This window comes from Pseudomonas cichorii (genome assembly GCF_003700275.1).
In the GTDB taxonomy this organism is placed as follows: domain Bacteria; phylum Pseudomonadota; class Gammaproteobacteria; order Pseudomonadales; family Pseudomonadaceae; genus Aquipseudomonas; species Aquipseudomonas cichorii_B.
Window position 1 is genome coordinate 163700 of record NZ_RBRE01000042.1, and the last position, 14916, is coordinate 178615.

The 14916-nt window shown below is 59.3% G+C and carries 13 protein-coding genes; 5 read left to right on the plus strand and 8 right to left on the minus strand.

The annotated features are described in order from the left end of the window. Nucleotides 1-17: 17 nt before the first annotated feature. Nucleotides 18-1289 carry a lipid IV(A) 3-deoxy-D-manno-octulosonic acid transferase gene (waaA, locus tag ALQ04_RS12265; RefSeq protein WP_122316026.1) on the minus strand — a complete coding sequence of 424 codons (1272 nt, stop codon included), beginning with the start codon at nucleotides 1287-1289 and terminating at the stop codon, nucleotides 18-20. A gap of 137 nt (nucleotides 1290-1426) precedes the next feature. Between waaA and ALQ04_RS12270 the strand changes: the two genes are divergently transcribed. Genes ALQ04_RS12270 through ALQ04_RS12285 form a run of 4 tightly spaced genes read left to right on the plus strand, consistent with a single transcriptional unit; the run spans nucleotide 1427 to nucleotide 4794 of the window. After that, nucleotides 1427-1759, plus strand: coding sequence for a multidrug efflux SMR transporter (locus tag ALQ04_RS12270; RefSeq protein ID WP_122316027.1), 333 nt, complete (start codon nucleotides 1427-1429; stop codon nucleotides 1757-1759). Nucleotides 1760-1807: 48 nt separating this feature from the next. Then, nucleotides 1808-2983: an FAD-binding oxidoreductase gene (locus ALQ04_RS12275; protein ID WP_122316028.1), complete on the plus strand. Its 1176-nt coding sequence runs from the start codon at nucleotides 1808-1810 to the stop codon at nucleotides 2981-2983. Continuing rightward, entirely contained in the window at nucleotides 2980-3795 is an 816-nt protein-coding gene (locus ALQ04_RS12280; RefSeq protein ID WP_122316029.1) for an aldo/keto reductase, read from the plus strand. Before ALQ04_RS12275 ends, ALQ04_RS12280 begins: the two co-directional genes overlap by 4 nt. A 36-nt stretch (nucleotides 3796-3831) precedes the next feature. Continuing rightward, nucleotides 3832-4794, plus strand: a complete 963-nt coding sequence (locus tag ALQ04_RS12285; protein ID WP_122316030.1) for a metal ABC transporter ATPase — start codon at nucleotides 3832-3834, stop codon at nucleotides 4792-4794. A gap of 165 nt (nucleotides 4795-4959) precedes the next feature. On the opposite strand, the gene hldE is transcribed toward ALQ04_RS12285, so the two are convergent. The 4 genes from hldE to msbA form a co-directional block, all read right to left on the minus strand. After that, a complete protein-coding gene (hldE, locus tag ALQ04_RS12290; RefSeq protein ID WP_122316031.1) occupies nucleotides 4960-6381 on the minus strand; it encodes a bifunctional D-glycero-beta-D-manno-heptose-7-phosphate kinase/D-glycero-beta-D-manno-heptose 1-phosphate adenylyltransferase HldE in 1422 nt (473 codons plus the stop codon). A gap of 68 nt (nucleotides 6382-6449) precedes the next feature. Beyond that, a complete protein-coding gene (locus ALQ04_RS12295) occupies nucleotides 6450-7877 on the minus strand; it encodes a PIG-L deacetylase family protein (RefSeq protein ID WP_122316032.1) in 1428 nt (475 codons plus the stop codon). Nucleotides 7878-7890: 13 nt separating this feature from the next. Then, on the minus strand, nucleotides 7891-8787 hold the full coding sequence (locus ALQ04_RS12300) for a GNAT family N-acetyltransferase (protein ID WP_122316062.1): 897 nt from the start codon (nucleotides 8785-8787) through the stop codon (nucleotides 7891-7893). Further along, the gene (gene msbA / locus ALQ04_RS12305; protein WP_122316033.1) at nucleotides 8787-10574 is read right to left on the minus strand and encodes a lipid A export permease/ATP-binding protein MsbA; all 1788 of its coding nucleotides are present in this window, start codon (nucleotides 10572-10574) and stop codon (nucleotides 8787-8789) included. The genes ALQ04_RS12300 and msbA overlap by 1 nt, the downstream gene beginning before the upstream one ends. Nucleotides 10575-10631: 57 nt before the next feature. Between msbA and ALQ04_RS12310 the strand changes: the two genes are divergently transcribed. Further along, nucleotides 10632-11225, plus strand: a complete 594-nt coding sequence (locus ALQ04_RS12310) for a lipopolysaccharide kinase InaA family protein (protein WP_259644996.1) — start codon at nucleotides 10632-10634, stop codon at nucleotides 11223-11225. A gap of 13 nt (nucleotides 11226-11238) precedes the next feature. Here the strand turns inward: ALQ04_RS12310 and ALQ04_RS12315 are convergent, their stop codons facing one another. From ALQ04_RS12315 to ALQ04_RS12325, 3 genes are read right to left on the minus strand one after another with little or no spacing between them, the layout of a single operon-like run. Further along, the gene (locus tag ALQ04_RS12315; RefSeq protein ID WP_147466590.1) at nucleotides 11239-12243 is read right to left on the minus strand and encodes a glycosyltransferase; all 1005 of its coding nucleotides are present in this window, start codon (nucleotides 12241-12243) and stop codon (nucleotides 11239-11241) included. Then, nucleotides 12201-13097: a glycosyltransferase family A protein gene (locus tag ALQ04_RS12320; RefSeq protein ID WP_259644997.1), complete on the minus strand. Its 897-nt coding sequence runs from the start codon at nucleotides 13095-13097 to the stop codon at nucleotides 12201-12203. The genes ALQ04_RS12315 and ALQ04_RS12320 overlap by 43 nt, the downstream gene beginning before the upstream one ends. Further along, on the minus strand, nucleotides 13090-14844 hold the full coding sequence (locus ALQ04_RS12325; protein WP_122316037.1) for a carbamoyltransferase: 1755 nt from the start codon (nucleotides 14842-14844) through the stop codon (nucleotides 13090-13092). Before ALQ04_RS12325 ends, ALQ04_RS12320 begins: the two co-directional genes overlap by 8 nt. Between the last annotated feature and the right edge of the window lie 72 nt (nucleotides 14845-14916).

Consider the following 14916-nt stretch of genomic DNA (forward strand, 5'->3'; position numbering starts at 1 on the left):
ATGAATTCGCTCCACATTCACAGATATTTGGCTATTCCATCCAGCAGACGCTGCAATGCACCCTGATTGGTCTTCATCACGCCAAGCCCGGCTTCGGCCATGGTGCGCGCCAGTTGTGGCTGATCGAAAAGCCGCTGTATCGCAACCGCCAAGCCGACCGAATCGCTCACTTCCTCCAGCGCCCCGGCTTTGCGCAACAGCGCGGCAATTTCCAGGAAGTTGAACAGGTGCGGACCGCTCAACACCGGCTTGGCCAGTGCGGCAGGCTCCAGCAGGTTATGCCCGCCATTGGGCACCAGGCTGCCGCCAACGAAGGCATGGTCTGCCAGGGCATACAGAAACAGCAATTCACCCATGGTGTCGCCCAGCAATACCGACGTGTCCGGCGTTACTGCCTGCCCGGATGAGCGGCGCACGGTAGCGAAACCGGTCTGCTGACATAATCCGTACACACTGTCGAAGCGCTCGGGATGACGCGGCACCAGAATCAGCAACGCCTCGGGGTGACTCACCAGGATCTGCCGATGAGCCGACAGCACGCTCTCGTCTTCACCGGCATGGGTACTGGCAGCGATCCACACCGGGCGCCGGGTGGTCTGCAATTGCTCACGCAACTGTGCAGCCCGCTCCAGCAGTTGCGGGTCGATGCTCAGGTCGAACTTGATCGAGCCGGTCACCGTCACGCATTCAGGTCGCGCACCCAGCTCAAGAAAGCGCTGGGCTTCAGCTTCGGTCTGTACCGCAAAGCCGCTCATTTGCGCCAGCATCGGCCGGGTCAGTCCGGCAAAACGGCCGTAGCCACGCGCCGAGCGCTCCGACAGCCGCGCGTTGGCGAGCATCACCGGAATCCCGCGCCTGGCGCACTGGTTAATGTGATTGGGCCATAACTCGGTTTCCATGATGATGCCGAGTCGGGGCTGGACATGATCGAGAAAGCGCCCTGCCGCCCACGGCAAATCATAAGGCAGGTAACAATGCTGGATGCGCGGCTCGCTGGCGAACAGCGCCTTGATCCGCTCCGAACCGGTTGGCGTCATGCAGGTCACAGTAATCGGCAATTGCGGATAAAGCGCCAGCAGCGCTCGAATCATCGGCGCGGCGGCGATGCTCTCGCCCACCGATACCGCATGCACCCAGATGCCGCCACGCTGCATCGCAGGCAAGCCAATAGCGAAACGCTCGCCGATGCGCTGGCGGTAGGCCGGAGCCTTGCGCGCCCGCAACCACAGCCGCAGGGCAACCAGCGGCAAGCCAAGATGAAACAGCAGGGTATAAAGAGTTCTATTCATGGGCGCGGAGTTTATCAGCACGTCTGCTCAAAGCCACGCTTACCTGCCGACGTGAATACATCAGGCCATGGCGCACCGGGATGCCATGGCCCGTAGCAAAGTCGCTAACATACGCAGCCTGAAAAAGGAGTAACACCATGACTGCCTACTATCTGCTGGCCATCGCAATCTGCGCCGAAGTCATTGCCACCACATCCATGAAAGCAGTCAAGGGCCTGAGCACACCGCTGCCTCTGCTGCTGGTCATCGTCGGCTACGGGATTGCGTTCTGGATGCTGATCCTGGTGATGCGCACCATCCCGGTCGGCATTACCTACGCCATCTGGTCGGGCATGGGAATCGTCCTGGTGAGCATCGCGGCGTTCTTTATCTATGGGCAGAAACTGGATCTTCCCGCCTTGCTGGGCATGGGAATGATCGTGCTCGGCGTGGTGGTGATCCAGTTGTTCTCGAAAACCGCCGGGCATTGAAAACACGATCCCCTATAATGGCCCATTCTTCACGCCACTGAGGTGTCCATGCCATCTGTTATTTCCACTGACGTCCTGATTGTCGGAGGGGGTGTTGCCGGTCTCTGGCTCAATGCCCGGTTACGTCGTCAAGGGTTCTCGACAGTCCTGGTAGAAAGCGCGAGCCTGGGTGGCGGGCAAAGCCTGAAGTCGCAGGGCATCATCCATGGCGGCGCCAAGTACGCGCTGCATGGCGCGCTGTCGGGTGCTTCCGAGGCGATTGCCGACATGCCGCGCCGCTGGCGTGAATCGCTCGATGGCACAGGCGAACTGGATCTGTCCGGCGTGCGCCTGCTGTCCGAGGCGCATTATCTGTGGTCGCCCGGCACCATCGCCGGCAACCTGACCAGCTTCTTCGCCAGCAAGGCGGTGCGTGGCCGCGTGGATCAGGTCAAGGGCGAGCAACTGCCGCCCGCCCTGCAAAATCCGAAATTCAAGGGCAAGGTGTATCGGCTGGCCGAACTGGTGGTCGACGTGCCGAGCCTGATCGAGCGCCTTGCCGAACTGGCGGGCGACAGCCTGCTCGCCGCCCGGCAGATCGAGCCATTGCACGAAAGTGGCGAACTGGTCGGTCTGCGCGTCGATGACCGCGAGATCCGTGCCCAGCGCGTCGTACTCAGTGCGGGTTCAGGCAATGCCGAGCTGCTTGCCGCCCTGGGCGTTTCCCAACCGCAGATGCAACGCCGTCCTCTGCATATGGTGCTGGTCAAAGGCCCGACCCTGAAACCGCTGTTCGCCCACTGCCTGGGCGGCGGACCCAAGCCGCGGATTACCGTTACCACCCATCCGGCCGCCGATGGCCAGTGGGTCTGGTATCTGGGTGGCGATCTTGCCGAAGCCGATGGCGTGGCTCGCGAGCCGGCAGCGCAGATCGCGGCGGCCAGAAAGGAACTGGAATCGTTGCTGCCATGGGTCGATCTCGGCCAGGCTCAATGGGCAACCTTGCGGGTTGATCGGGCAGAACCGGCGCAATCGGGCCTGGTACGTCCGGACAACGCATTCCTGGATGTCCAGCAACGGCTCATGGTCGGCTGGCCGACCAAACTGGCACTGGCGCCGGACTTCGCTGACCGGGTACTGGCCGCGCTGGCAAAAGATGCTATCCAGCCAATACCCCAGCCATCCATGAGCGACCTGCCCAAACCGCCTCTGGCGATACCTGTCTGGGATCAACTGCTGCCATGACCGTAAAGACCCTGCATGAACTGCATCGCCCTCTGGGCAGCACCGGCCTGAGCATTTCGCCTCTGGGGCTGGGCACCGTCAAACTGGGCCGCGATCAAGGCGTGAAGTATCCCAATGGCTTCACGATCCCCGACGATCAACAAGCGCAGATGCTGTTGAAGATGGCCCGCGACATGGGCATCAACCTGATCGACACTGCGCCAGCCTACGGCACCAGCGAAGAACGCCTCGGCCCGCTGTTGCGCGGCCAGCGTCAGGACTGGGTCATCGTCAGCAAGGTCGGGGAAGAATTCGAGAGCGGACAATCGCGCCACGACTTCAGTGCCGGGCACACGCGTCTGTCGGTGGAGCGCAGCCTGAAACGTCTTGAAACCGATTTCATCGACCTGGTTCTGGTGCATTCGGACGGCAATGACCTGGCGATTCTCAACGACACAGACGTCTATCAGGCGCTTGCCGATCTGAAGCGCGAAGGCAAGATCCGCGGCTTCGGTTTTTCCGGCAAGACCGTCGAGGGAGGCCTGCTGGCATTGCGCGAAGGCGACTGTGCGATGGTCACCTACAATCTCAATGAGCAGGGTGAAAAACCGGTTCTGGACTACGCTGCGGCACACGGCAAGGGAATTCTGGTGAAGAAAGCATTGGCCAGTGGTCACATATGCCTGAGCCCCGGTATCGATCCGGTGCAAGCCAGTTTCCAGTTGCTGTTTGAACATCCGGGTGTTGCCAGTGCTATTGTCGGGACCATCAATCCCCTGCATCTGGCCCACAACGTTGCCAGCGCAGCTGCTGTCATTCGCCGTCAAGCCTGATGTAGGCGGCCGACCCCAACGCAAGAAGGAGCCGATATGCCGCGAACCCTGATCCGGAAAAACCCCAGCGACTTCAAGACCCTGCCGTTGTTCGTAGAAGCCACTCCAGACGGTCTGAGCTATCAGAGCGGAGGGATGCCGTTGAATTTCTCCCAGACCCTGCAGCGTCGGCGCAAGATCGAAGTGCCGGACAACGAGCGCTTCGCGACCGAGCTGGCCAATCTGGGCGTGTCGATACGGCTGACCCTGCATTGGCAGAATCGCGATTACTGGGTGCTGGTCAGGCAACGGCGGCAAGACCGCGGCGATGTGGTGCTCAAGCTGATTTCCGGCTACGTGCCAGCTCACGAGCTTACCCTGCCCTTGCACACCGCCATTCAGGAAGTTGCCGAAGAGTGCCTGATCGAGACACCTCAAGGCTGGCTGAGCGGGCGCTTCAACGAAACCTGGCTGCCGGCGCCGTATGCGGCGGCGCTGCATTATCGCGAAGCCATGCCTTTTCGCCTGAGTTCGCTGTCAGGCGCGGCCAGACCGGTACGTTGCGGCAATATGCCGTTGATTGAACGTCCGCGGGCCTACGTGCATTTGCCGACGGCTTCACTGCAACTGATTTACGACATGCGCCTGGAAATCCCCAAGGAGGCACGTCCGCTGAGCCTGTTCCACGTCGATGAGACGCTGGAAAAAGAGCAACTGGTCGCCCGCCTCAATCGCAGCAAGCCCGACCTGTATCTGATGCCCCTGGAAAACGGTGTGCCGCTGCCCGAGCTCTATACGCTCAAGCAGGACAAGCTGAGCCCGGTGAGCACGCGCGGGTTATATCTGGCAGAAAGCTTCGCCGCCCAGGATGGCTGGGTGGTGCGTGAAGAGCGGATACGCTGGAAAGACTGGCTGCGCCAGCAGGGCCTGACCGCGCCAGCAGGCAAGAGTGGTCTAAAGAACCTGACCGGCAAGGCCAGGGAACTGCTGCAGATGGCGCGCAAGAGCCTGAGCAAATAACCCGTAGCAAATTCATTGGCTCTGTCTGCATCAAGTGTTGCAAGTCCGTCACCGGACTGTGGGAGGCAGCTTGCTGGCGACTTCACCTTGTCGCCAGCAAGCTGCCTCCCACAACATTAACCGCGCTGTACCAGAGACACCACAACACTTAATTCGCTTGTACGATCACTGCCCGCGGATCTTCTCGACAATCGCCGTGGTCGAGCTGTTTTCCACCAGGCCCAGCACCTTGACTTCGCCGCCATAAGCCTGGACGATTTCGGCACCGACTACCTGATCGATACCGTAATCACCGCCCTTGACCAGTACATCCGGCTTGACGTGGCGCAGCAGGTTTTCCGGGGTGCCTTCGGGGAAGCTGATCACCCAGTCCACAGCCCCCAGACCGGCCAGTACCGCCATGCGTCGGTCAACGCTGTTGATCGGGCGCCCTGGCCCCTTGAGACGGCTGACGGAGGCATCGTCATTGATTGCCACGATCAGTCGGTCACCCTGGGCTCGGGCCTGTTCCAGATAGGTCACGTGGCCTGCATGCAGGATGTCGAAGCATCCATTGGTGAACACGATCCTTTCCTGATGGGCACGGGCGTCATCGATGGCCAGCAGCAGTTGCTCCAGGCCCAGAACGCCACGCTCGGAACCTTCTTCACGCTGGATGGCACGGCGCAACTCCGGGGCGCTGATCGCCGCGGTCCCCAGCTTGCCGACCACAATGCCGGCAGCCAGATTCGCCAGCGCCACCGCATGGGGCAGTTCCTCGCCAGCCGCAATAGCCGCCGCCAGAGTGGAGATGACCGTATCGCCAGCACCGGTCACGTCGAACACTTCACGGGCACGGGCAGGCAGATGCAAGGCAGGCTGCTCCGGACGCAACAGGGTCATGCCGTGTTCGCCACGGGTGACCAGCAATGCACCCAGCTCCAGCTCGTGCATCAGTTTCGCGCCCTTGGCGACCAGATCGCTCTCATCGACACAATGGCCGACGATGGCTTCAAACTCGCTCAGGTTCGGGGTAATCAGGCTCGCGCCACGATAGATGGCGAAGTCCTTGCCCTTCGGATCGGCCAGCACCGGAATGCCGCGTTCACGGGCGGCATTGATCAGCACCTGATGGTTTTTCAGGGCGCCTTTGCCGTAATCGGAAAGTACCAGCACCTTGATGCCGTCGAGCAGGTTGTCGACTTCCACGCCCAGAGCGAGGGAATCCGTCATGAACGGTTCTTCAAAGTCGATACGCAGCAATTGCTGGTGGCGACTCATGACCCGCAACTTGACGATGGTCGGCTGATGGGCGATGCGCTGGAAATGCGCACGCACCCCGGCAGCTTTCAGGCTGTTGGTCAGACTGTCGGCGGCCTCGTCTTCACCGGTCACGCCAACCAGCGCAGCCGGGGCGCCGAGAGCGGCGATGTTCAGCGCGACGTTTGCCGCACCACCGGGACGATCCTCGATCTGGTCGACCTTAACCACCGGCACCGGTGCCTCGGGAGAAATCCGTGAGGTACCGCCATGCCAGTAACGGTCGAGCATGACGTCACCGACCACAAGGACAGGCGCTTGATCGAAACGCGGCATGGACAACTTCATGGAAACTCCGAAGACAAAAAACGACGCGGATCATAACATAGCCAATTTGGCTCAAGACGCTAACGCAGTTATACCTTTTCAGCAGCAGAACGAGGCTTGACGTCCTGCACCCAGAACAACTCGTGACGCCGTACGGCCTTGCGGAAAAACTCGCTCTCCCCCGTATCGGGCCAGCTCCGGCCTGCCAGCAGACGCTGGATCCAGCGCCGAACCTGCTTCTTGAAAGGCTGCGGCCCCTGCAGGTCGTGCTGCATGGCCAGGGCCATTGCCTTGTCAATGCGCTGGGCATCATTCAAGAAAAGGCTACAGACCGGTAACGGCTTCATCGGGACAGTCGCCGGTGGCAAGGCAACACCATAGCCTGCCGGGCCCATGGGCCAGCGATCATTGTCATGCAAATGATTGGCGTACAACAGCAAGGTACCGGGGCGCCATTCACTCAACTCGATAGCCTGCAACAACGCCTCGGTCGCCGCGACATGATCACGATGAGGATCCAGCTCCAGATGCGGCGTGACAACTACTTGCGGTCTGAAATGTTCCAGAACCCGCACAATGTCATCCACCAGATTCTTCCAGGTAGGAAGACCATCGGCCTCGGAAGGCAGGGCAAAGGCTGAAGCCCGGCGCCAGCTACGAATATCGCTCTCGCCGGACTCACGGGAGCCGAACGGTTGCGCTGGCTGCTCCTGCATTTCGGCAAGACGCAAACAGTAATAGCCCAGTTGCACGCAATGACTTTGTGCCACACCGCCCCACAAGGGCACTGCCAGACTGTCCCAGGTCCGCAAGCGGCCCTTGAGCACAGCAGCCTGCGTGGAATCCAGACCCAGGCGACGATAGTTTTCGGCTTCGATCTCACCTTGAGTCACAGTCATGATTGCCGCATCGGCTGCGCGACTGTAAAGACCGAAAGCAGCCAGCTCGGCATCGTCGGCATGCGGTGCCAGCACCAGCAGAGATTGCGCGCTGTAGTCGGGATTGTGCATCGCATACAGCGTAAAAGAACCCAACGCCTTGCAGCGTCGCGATACAAGAGACAGCTCGCCTTGCAGCAATGCCGCTTCCTGGCCGGACAGGTTCAGGTAGCGCCGGCCTGCAACCCCACGCTCAAAGTCCTGACGATCGTTACCCAGCAGCACATAAGGATCAAGCCAGCGTCCCAGCCAGGTGGCCTTCAGGCGAACCGCCAGAATCAGCGTGTCGCTGCCTGACAGTGAGGCTCCGGCATCCAGCTCCAGCCGGTCATTGCGCAGCCTGACGTCAAAGGTTCGGGCACTGTCAGGAAAGTCGTAGCGATAGTCGCTGTCAGGTTCGTAGAACAGGTGATCTGCAAACCAGGCTTCGTGAGCCACCCACGCCAGAACGGCGAGCACCGGTGGCAGCCACCACGCGACAAGAACCCCCGCCAGCACCAGCACACTCAGCACCAGAACGGCCGAGTAACGTTTGCGCCGCCGGTGGCGTTTCAGCAACTCGTCCTTACGTCCACTCATGGCAGCCCTCCTTTCAAATCTGATAGACCGGGTGCGTGTTACACCAGCGGGTCTTGTATTCCCGGTCTGCGCGACCAAACGAATAACGCAAGGGCTTGCCCACAGAGTTGGCATATTCCCATTGCGTCTGGGTATTCACGAAACTCAGGACACTGCCCGGGCTCAGCTCGTTGAACTGCGGATCGACACCACCATTCACATATTCAAGGCTCACCCATTCAGGTGCCTCGGCGCGGTACAGCACCTGGATGGCGGCAGGCCGATCGGCCACATATATAACCGAACCGGTCATGAATTCCCGCAACAGCGAAAACACCTCGACCAGATGCGCCTTGCCCGGCACATCAAAACCCCATCGCTTGTGAAACAGGTCGGCGTAGATGGCTGCCTGCTCTTCGGAGGTCAACTCGCTCATTGGCCGGATCAGGCCTCCGGCTTCCTCCAGCAGGCGCTGCTCGCGACGCTGGTTATAACGAAACTTCTTGCTGTACTCCTCCGGGCGGCGGGCCAGCGCCAACCCTTCGGACTGAATGCGCAGGTTGCCGATGCTGTCCTTGACGAGCTCCGAGACGTAGCGCATGCGATGGCGCACTTGCACCGGGCAGTCTTTGGCCACCGGCAGAATGATCTCGGAATTACCCAGGTCATACATGCCACGCACACCCTGGCGCTTGGCGGCATCACGCGAAAGGGCAATATGACGGCCCCATGCAGGCAACCCGGCGACCAGTTGCCCATCACGCACGACACCCAGATAACGCACGGGAATACCGACCAGCGAAGACAATCGTTCTATGACCTGCGGGTGGGTGGCAAAACTGCCACCATAGCGCTCCCAGACCTGGGCGTACTCACCTGCTTCAATAGGGGTCCAGCCGCGTTCACGCCAACTGCGCAAATACCCGAGAATCAAATGGCGCCTCCTGTAACGCCGTGGCTTTCTTCCTTGAAATCCTTCTCGTGAAGACGTGCGTAGTAACCGTTGAAAGCCAGCAACTCCTGATGGGTGCCACGCTCGACAATCTGCCCACGGTCCATGACCAGGATCAGGTCAGCCTTTTCGATGGTCGTCAGGCGGTGAGCGATCACCAGCGTCGTGCGCCCCTTGATCACTTCATCGAGTGCCGCCTGGATATGACGCTCGGACTCGGTATCGAGTGCCGAGGTCGCCTCATCGAGGATCAGCAGCGGCGCATTTTTAAGCAACGCACGAGCAATAGCCAAACGCTGGCGCTGGCCACCGGAAAGCAGGACACCGTTCTCGCCCACCAGCGTGTCGTAGCCCTGGGGCATCTTGACGATGAACTCGTCGGCATAAGCGGCTTCGGCGGCCTTTTTGACATCTTCGTCCGGCGCGCCGGCAAGGTCACCGTAGGCGATGTTGTTGGTGACGGTATCGTTGAACAGCGTTACCTGCTGATTCACCAGGGCGATGTGCTGGCGCAGGTTATTCAGCTTGTATTCTTCTACATCGACGCCATCGAGCAGGATCTGCCCATTGCTGTGATGGTAGAAACGCGGAATCAGGTTGGCCAGCGTGGACTTCCCGCTACCCGAGCGGCCCACCAGCGCGACCATCTGCCCCGGCTCGGCGACAAAGGAAATGTCATTGAGCACAGGCGTGTCGACATTACCGTAAGAGAACGTCAGGTTGCGCACTTCCAGGCGACCGGAAACCTGATCACGCTCACAGGTACCGCTGTCCAGCTCAGGTATCTCATCGAGCTGTTCAAAAATGTTTTCAGCAGCAGCAAGACCTTTCTGAATGGTCGCACTGACTTCCGAAAGCTGACGAATCGGCTTTGGCAGCAGGCCGGCAGCCGTGATGTAGGCGATCAGTTCGCCAGCCGATGCATCACCACGCATGTACAGCACCAGGTACATCAGCACTGCCATTGCCACGTAAATCACCAGTTGCAGCATAGGCGTGTAGATCGACTGGGTGCGAGTCATGCCGAGGCTGCGATTCATGTTGCTGGCGCTGGCATCGTGAAAACGCTGTTTCTCGTAGGTTTCACCACCAAAACTGCGCACGACCCGATAGCCCTGGATCGCCTCGGAAGCAACGTGGGTAACATCGCCCATGGCTTCCTGGATCTTCTTGCTTTGCTTGCGGAATTTCTTGCTGGCGCTGCTCACCATGAGCGCAATGATCGGCAGGATGGCCAGCATCACCAGGGTCATTTTCCAGTTGCTGTACAACAGGTAAGCGATCAGGAATACGACTGTCAGACCTTCCCGGATCACGACCTTGATTGCATCGGTAGCCGCGCCGGTAACCATGGTCACGTTGTAGGTAATACGCGAAATCAAGTGACCCGAGTTATGGTTGTCGAAGTAAGGATTGGGCAGGCTCAGCAAGTTATCGAACAGCGAACAGCGCAGGTCATGAACAACCCCGCGAGCCACTTTGGCCAGGTAATAGTTACCCAAAAATGAGCCTATGCCTTGGTAGACTGCAATGAGTACAATCAGCAGCGGCACCCCGAGGATCAGGGAAACACCCAGAAACTTGGCACCGTCCGGTTCCTGCAAGGCGTTGAGAAAGTGCTTGAGCATGTCGGCCAACATGGGCTGACTGGAGGCGAACAAAAGAAAGCCAACGATACTTACGGCAAACGCTCTCCAGTAGGGAACGACGTATTTCAACAATCTCAGATAGATTTTCATACTTGACTGCTGGGTAGAATTGGCCATTAACGCGCCCCGTACCATTCAAAAGAGAGACAGATGCGCATTGTAACAGCGAACCAAATGCAAGATTGGCTAACCGAAGGGACCGTACTGGAAAAAGACAGCCATGGCCCCAAGGTCATCAGCCTTGCCAGCGGTGAGCTATTGAAGATTTTTCGCAGCAGACGCCATCCGCTTCTGGTTCGCCTGAACCCCGATGCACAGCGCTTTTACCAGCAGAGCTGTCGCCTGCGCGAGCGCGGCATCAGCACTCCGCAGGTCAATGATTATTTCTGGGTGGAGCCTGCAAAAGGCATCAGCGCATGCCTCTATCAACCCTTGCCCGGCATGCCTCTGGACTCACTCTACAAGCAGTCGCTTGAAGCATTCACCAGCCTGTTGCCGGAGCTTGCGCGCTACATTCACTCCCTGCATCAACGCGGCATCTACTTCCGCTCGCTGCATCTTGGCAACGTACTGCGCACACCGGATCAGGGCTTCGGGCTGATCGACTTCCTTGATACCCGCTTCAAGCGCAAGCCGCTTAACAAGTCGATGGTGAGACGCAACTTCCAGCATCTGCAGAATTACCTGCGCCGCAGCAGGATTACCGACTTCCCGTGGGACGAACTCATGCGTTGCTATGATTTGGCAGTAAAGGATGCAGCCGCCTGAGATGGCAGGGCGATCACTTTCCCGGAAGTAGCCTGGACATTAAACGCTGAACAAGACTCATGTCCTCGACTTCCGGAAAGTCAGCGCAAAGATGTTGGTAAATCACGGCCGACTGCTTGAAGTAATCAAGATGCTGTGTCGCAAAAAGCCTGCCCTGCTCCGCGATACCGGCGACCAGCGCGGGATCGTTGCGCAGCAGCGTCAACTTCTCTGCAAAATCTTGAGCGTCGCTATAGAGCATGGCATTGACGCCATCCTCCAGACCAAGCGCCTGTTCCTCACCGTACCCCTGACGGTAGGCAAGCAATACGCAGCCGCAGGCCATGGCCTCGAAGTTCTTCGCCATATACTCGCCAAGCCCGATATCCGCACTGACAAATACTCGAATGCGATTGAGCGCTTCGCGGTACTCATCGCCTGGGGCGGTGCGCATGAGCTGCAACTGAAACTGCTCTACAGCACGTTGCAGGAAATCCCGGCGTTCACGGTAGGTATCGCTGCCCAGGCGGCCAATGAATCCCAGTTCGATATCACGCTCGGCACCGCTGGCATACAACGAGGAACTGTTATAGCCCTTGGCGAGAAAGTAGGCATCAACTCCCGTTTCACGAAAGCGTTCAGCCACTCGAAAGCCGGTCATGACGATTTTGGCGTTGGGTATTTTTCGATAGAAAGCTGAAAACTTTCCCTGCCACCTGGAGCCGGAAATAAACTCCTGGCAAGCATCTTCCTCGTAGATCAGTAACCCGGAAATACGCTTGAGACGGCCGGCCTGTTTGCTCAGGTAGCGAAACAGCAGATCGAGCACGACCCGGTCATACTGCGAGAAATCGATGGCCTTCAGGACATCGCCCAAGCGCTTGTGCTGCTCACGGTCGACGTAGCGAACCTCGACTTCTGCAAAGCGTTCGAGCCCCTGCCACAGCTGGCGATTGTCGGGCTCCCGCGGGGTACAGCTCAGGACCAGAATGCGCATCAGCGCTTCCCGAACCTGAGCGCCTTGCGCAGGTAACTCCACGTCAACGCCTGCACAGGACTGAAACGAATGGCGCGCAGATAGTAACGACGCGCGACCCGGTAATCGCCAGCCAGTTGAGCGGCACGGAACAACGAGAGATAAACCTGAGCCGAATAGCGCGGCAAAAGGTACTGACACTCGTCCGGCAGGTGTGCAAACACCTCTTTGATCAGCCCTGTAGCCACGCTCTCTTCGTCGGCACGGCTATGGCGCAAACTGTCGGCATGCTTGTAGATGCGCGCAACCGGCTGCTGTACCAGAGCAACAGGAGCACTGACCAGGACATAGGCAAATACCGGTATATCCTCACCCGAACGCAGGTTGTGCGGATAAGGGCGCTCAAGCAGAAGGTCACGTCGCAAAAGGGTGCAGCAATGCGAAATGGCGATCTTCTTCTGCAACAGATAACGGCGAACCAGTTGATCCGCACTGCCTTGAACCGGAGTCGGCTGGCGCACACGTTCACGCCCGTCCGGATAGACCGAAACCTGTCCTCCCAGCACCAACCCCGCCTCCGGGTTATCAGTAACCGCCTGACGCAACAAGGCCAGTGCATCGGGTAACAACTCGTCATCGGCATCCAGCATCAGAGCATAGCGCCCCCGAGCCAGACGCACACCATGATTACGTGCCGCAGCCGCTCCGGCGTTGGCCTGATGCACCACGGTCATGCCGGTTTCATGGCGAGCCTGATAATCATCGAGCACACGCCGGGTATCGTCGGTGGAGCCATCATTGACGATAACCAGCTCGACATCGTCTGCCAATTGAGCCAGTACAGAATCAATCGCCCGCGGCAACAACAAGGCATAGTTGTAGGCCGGGATGACGACGCTGATCAGTGGCTCAGGCATTCTCATAGGTTTCCACACCGTCCTTGACGACCAGAATATCTTCCATGATCAGGTACTGCAGGTCAGACCCGAAGAACATGTTCAGCGCGTCGGTCGGCGAACAGATCATCGGCTCGCCACGACGGTTGAGCGAGGTGTTGAGCGACACGCCGTTGCCGGTCAGGTTTTCCAGCGCCTTCATCATGTCGTAGTAGCGCGGGTTGTATTCGCGCTTGAGCACCTGGGCACGCGAGGTGCCGTCTTCGTGCACGACTTCCGGCACGCGGGTCTTCCACTCTTCCGCCACTTCAAAGGTGAAGGTCATGAACGGCGCAGGATGATCGATGGTGATCATCTGGGGTGCCACGGTGTCGAGCATCGACGGGCAGAAAGGTCTCCAGCGCTCGCGGAACTTGATCTGCTCATTGATGCGGTTGGCGACGCCCGGAATGCTCGGGCAACCGATGATCGAACGACCACCCAGCGCACGTGGACCGAACTCCATGCGGCCCTGGAACCAGGCGACCGGATTGCCTTCGACCATGATCTTCGCGATGCGCTCGGGCATGTTGTCGATCTGGCGCCAGACCGGCTTGCTCGGGTGACGGGCACAGGCCGCGATCACATCCTCGTTGCTGTAGGCCGGACCGAGGTAGACGTGTTCCATCTTCTCGACCGGCACGCCACGGGCGTGAGACACATAGGCAGCCGCGCCGACTGCCGTACCGGCATCGCCGGACGCAGGCTGGACGAACAGTTCCTTGACTTCCGGACGGGCGATGATGCGCTGGTTGAGCTTCACGTTCAGCGCACAGCCGCCGGCGAAGGCGATCTTGCCGGTTTCCCTGAGAATGTCGCCCAGGTAGTGATCCATCATCTGCAGCGCGAGTTTCTCGAACAGCGCCTGCATGCTGGCGGCGTAGTGGATGTAAGGCTCGTCGGCAACATCGCCGACACGCTTTGGACCCAGCCACTCGATCAGTTTCGGCGAGAAGTAGAAACCCTTGCCGTTTTCCTTGTAGCGACGCAGACCGATGACGTTGGCCAGCTCGGTGTTGATCACCAGTTCGCCGTTTTCAAAGGTCGCCAGACGCGAGAAGTCATACTTGCTGGCATCGCCATACGGCGCCATGCCCATGACCTTGAATTCGCCGTCGAGCATCTCGAAGCCGAGGAATTCGGTGATCGCGCCATACAGGCCACCAAGGGAGTCCGGATCGAAGAACTCCTTGATCTTGTAGATCTTGCCGTTCTCGCCATAGCCAAAGAAGGTCGTGGCGTACTCGCCCTTGCCATCGATGCCCATGATCGCGGTCTTTTCCTTGAAACCGGAGCAGTGGTAAGCGCTGGAGGCGTGGGCCAGGTGATGCTCGACCGGCTCGATCTTGATCTTTTTCGGATCGAAGCCCAATTGCTCGAGGCACCAGACAATCTTGTTGCGATAGCGCTTGTAGCGGCGATTACCCATCAGCAAGGCATCGAGGGCGCGGTCCGGGGCGTACCAGTAACGCTTGGCGTAGTGCCAGCGCGCCTTGCCGAACAGGCTGATCGGGGCGAACGGAATGGCAACCACATCGACGTCCGACGGCTTGATGCCTGCCTGTTCCAGACAGAACTTCGCCGATTCGTAGGGCATGCGGTTCTTTGCATGTTTATCGCGAACGAAACGCTCTTCCTCAGCCGCCGCGATCAGCTTGCCGTCGATATAAAGCGCTGCGGAAGGATCATGGCTAAGGGCGCCGGACAGGCCAAGGATCGTCAATGCCACTGGGTCTAGCCTCTTTAGTCTGCATGCAGGCGCATGGCGCCCGAGAAAAGATGTGCCCCCCGCACACGGGCC

Bases quoted from the DNA above. Each gene is read 5' to 3' on its own strand.
- ALQ04_RS12275 (WP_122316028.1), top strand. From the start codon at position 1,808: ATGCCATCTGTTATTTCCACTGACGTCCTGATTGTCGGAGGGGGTGTT.
- waaA (WP_122316026.1), bottom strand. From the start codon at position 1,289: ATGAATAGAACTCTTTATACCCTGCTGTTTCATCTTGGCTTGCCGCTG.
- ALQ04_RS12320 (WP_259644997.1), bottom strand. From the start codon at position 13,097: ATGCCTGAGCCACTGATCAGCGTCGTCATCCCGGCCTACAACTATGCC.
- msbA (WP_122316033.1), bottom strand. From the start codon at position 10,574: ATGGCCAATTCTACCCAGCAGTCAAGTATGAAAATCTATCTGAGATTG.
- ALQ04_RS12280 (WP_122316029.1), top strand. From the start codon at position 2,980: ATGACCGTAAAGACCCTGCATGAACTGCATCGCCCTCTGGGCAGCACC.
- ALQ04_RS12270 (WP_122316027.1), top strand. From the start codon at position 1,427: ATGACTGCCTACTATCTGCTGGCCATCGCAATCTGCGCCGAAGTCATT.
- ALQ04_RS12285 (WP_122316030.1), top strand. From the start codon at position 3,832: ATGCCGCGAACCCTGATCCGGAAAAACCCCAGCGACTTCAAGACCCTG.
- hldE (WP_122316031.1), bottom strand. From the start codon at position 6,381: ATGAAGTTGTCCATGCCGCGTTTCGATCAAGCGCCTGTCCTTGTGGTC.
- ALQ04_RS12295 (WP_122316032.1), bottom strand. From the start codon at position 7,877: ATGAGTGGACGTAAGGACGAGTTGCTGAAACGCCACCGGCGGCGCAAA.
- ALQ04_RS12310 (WP_259644996.1), top strand. From the start codon at position 10,632: ATGCAAGATTGGCTAACCGAAGGGACCGTACTGGAAAAAGACAGCCAT.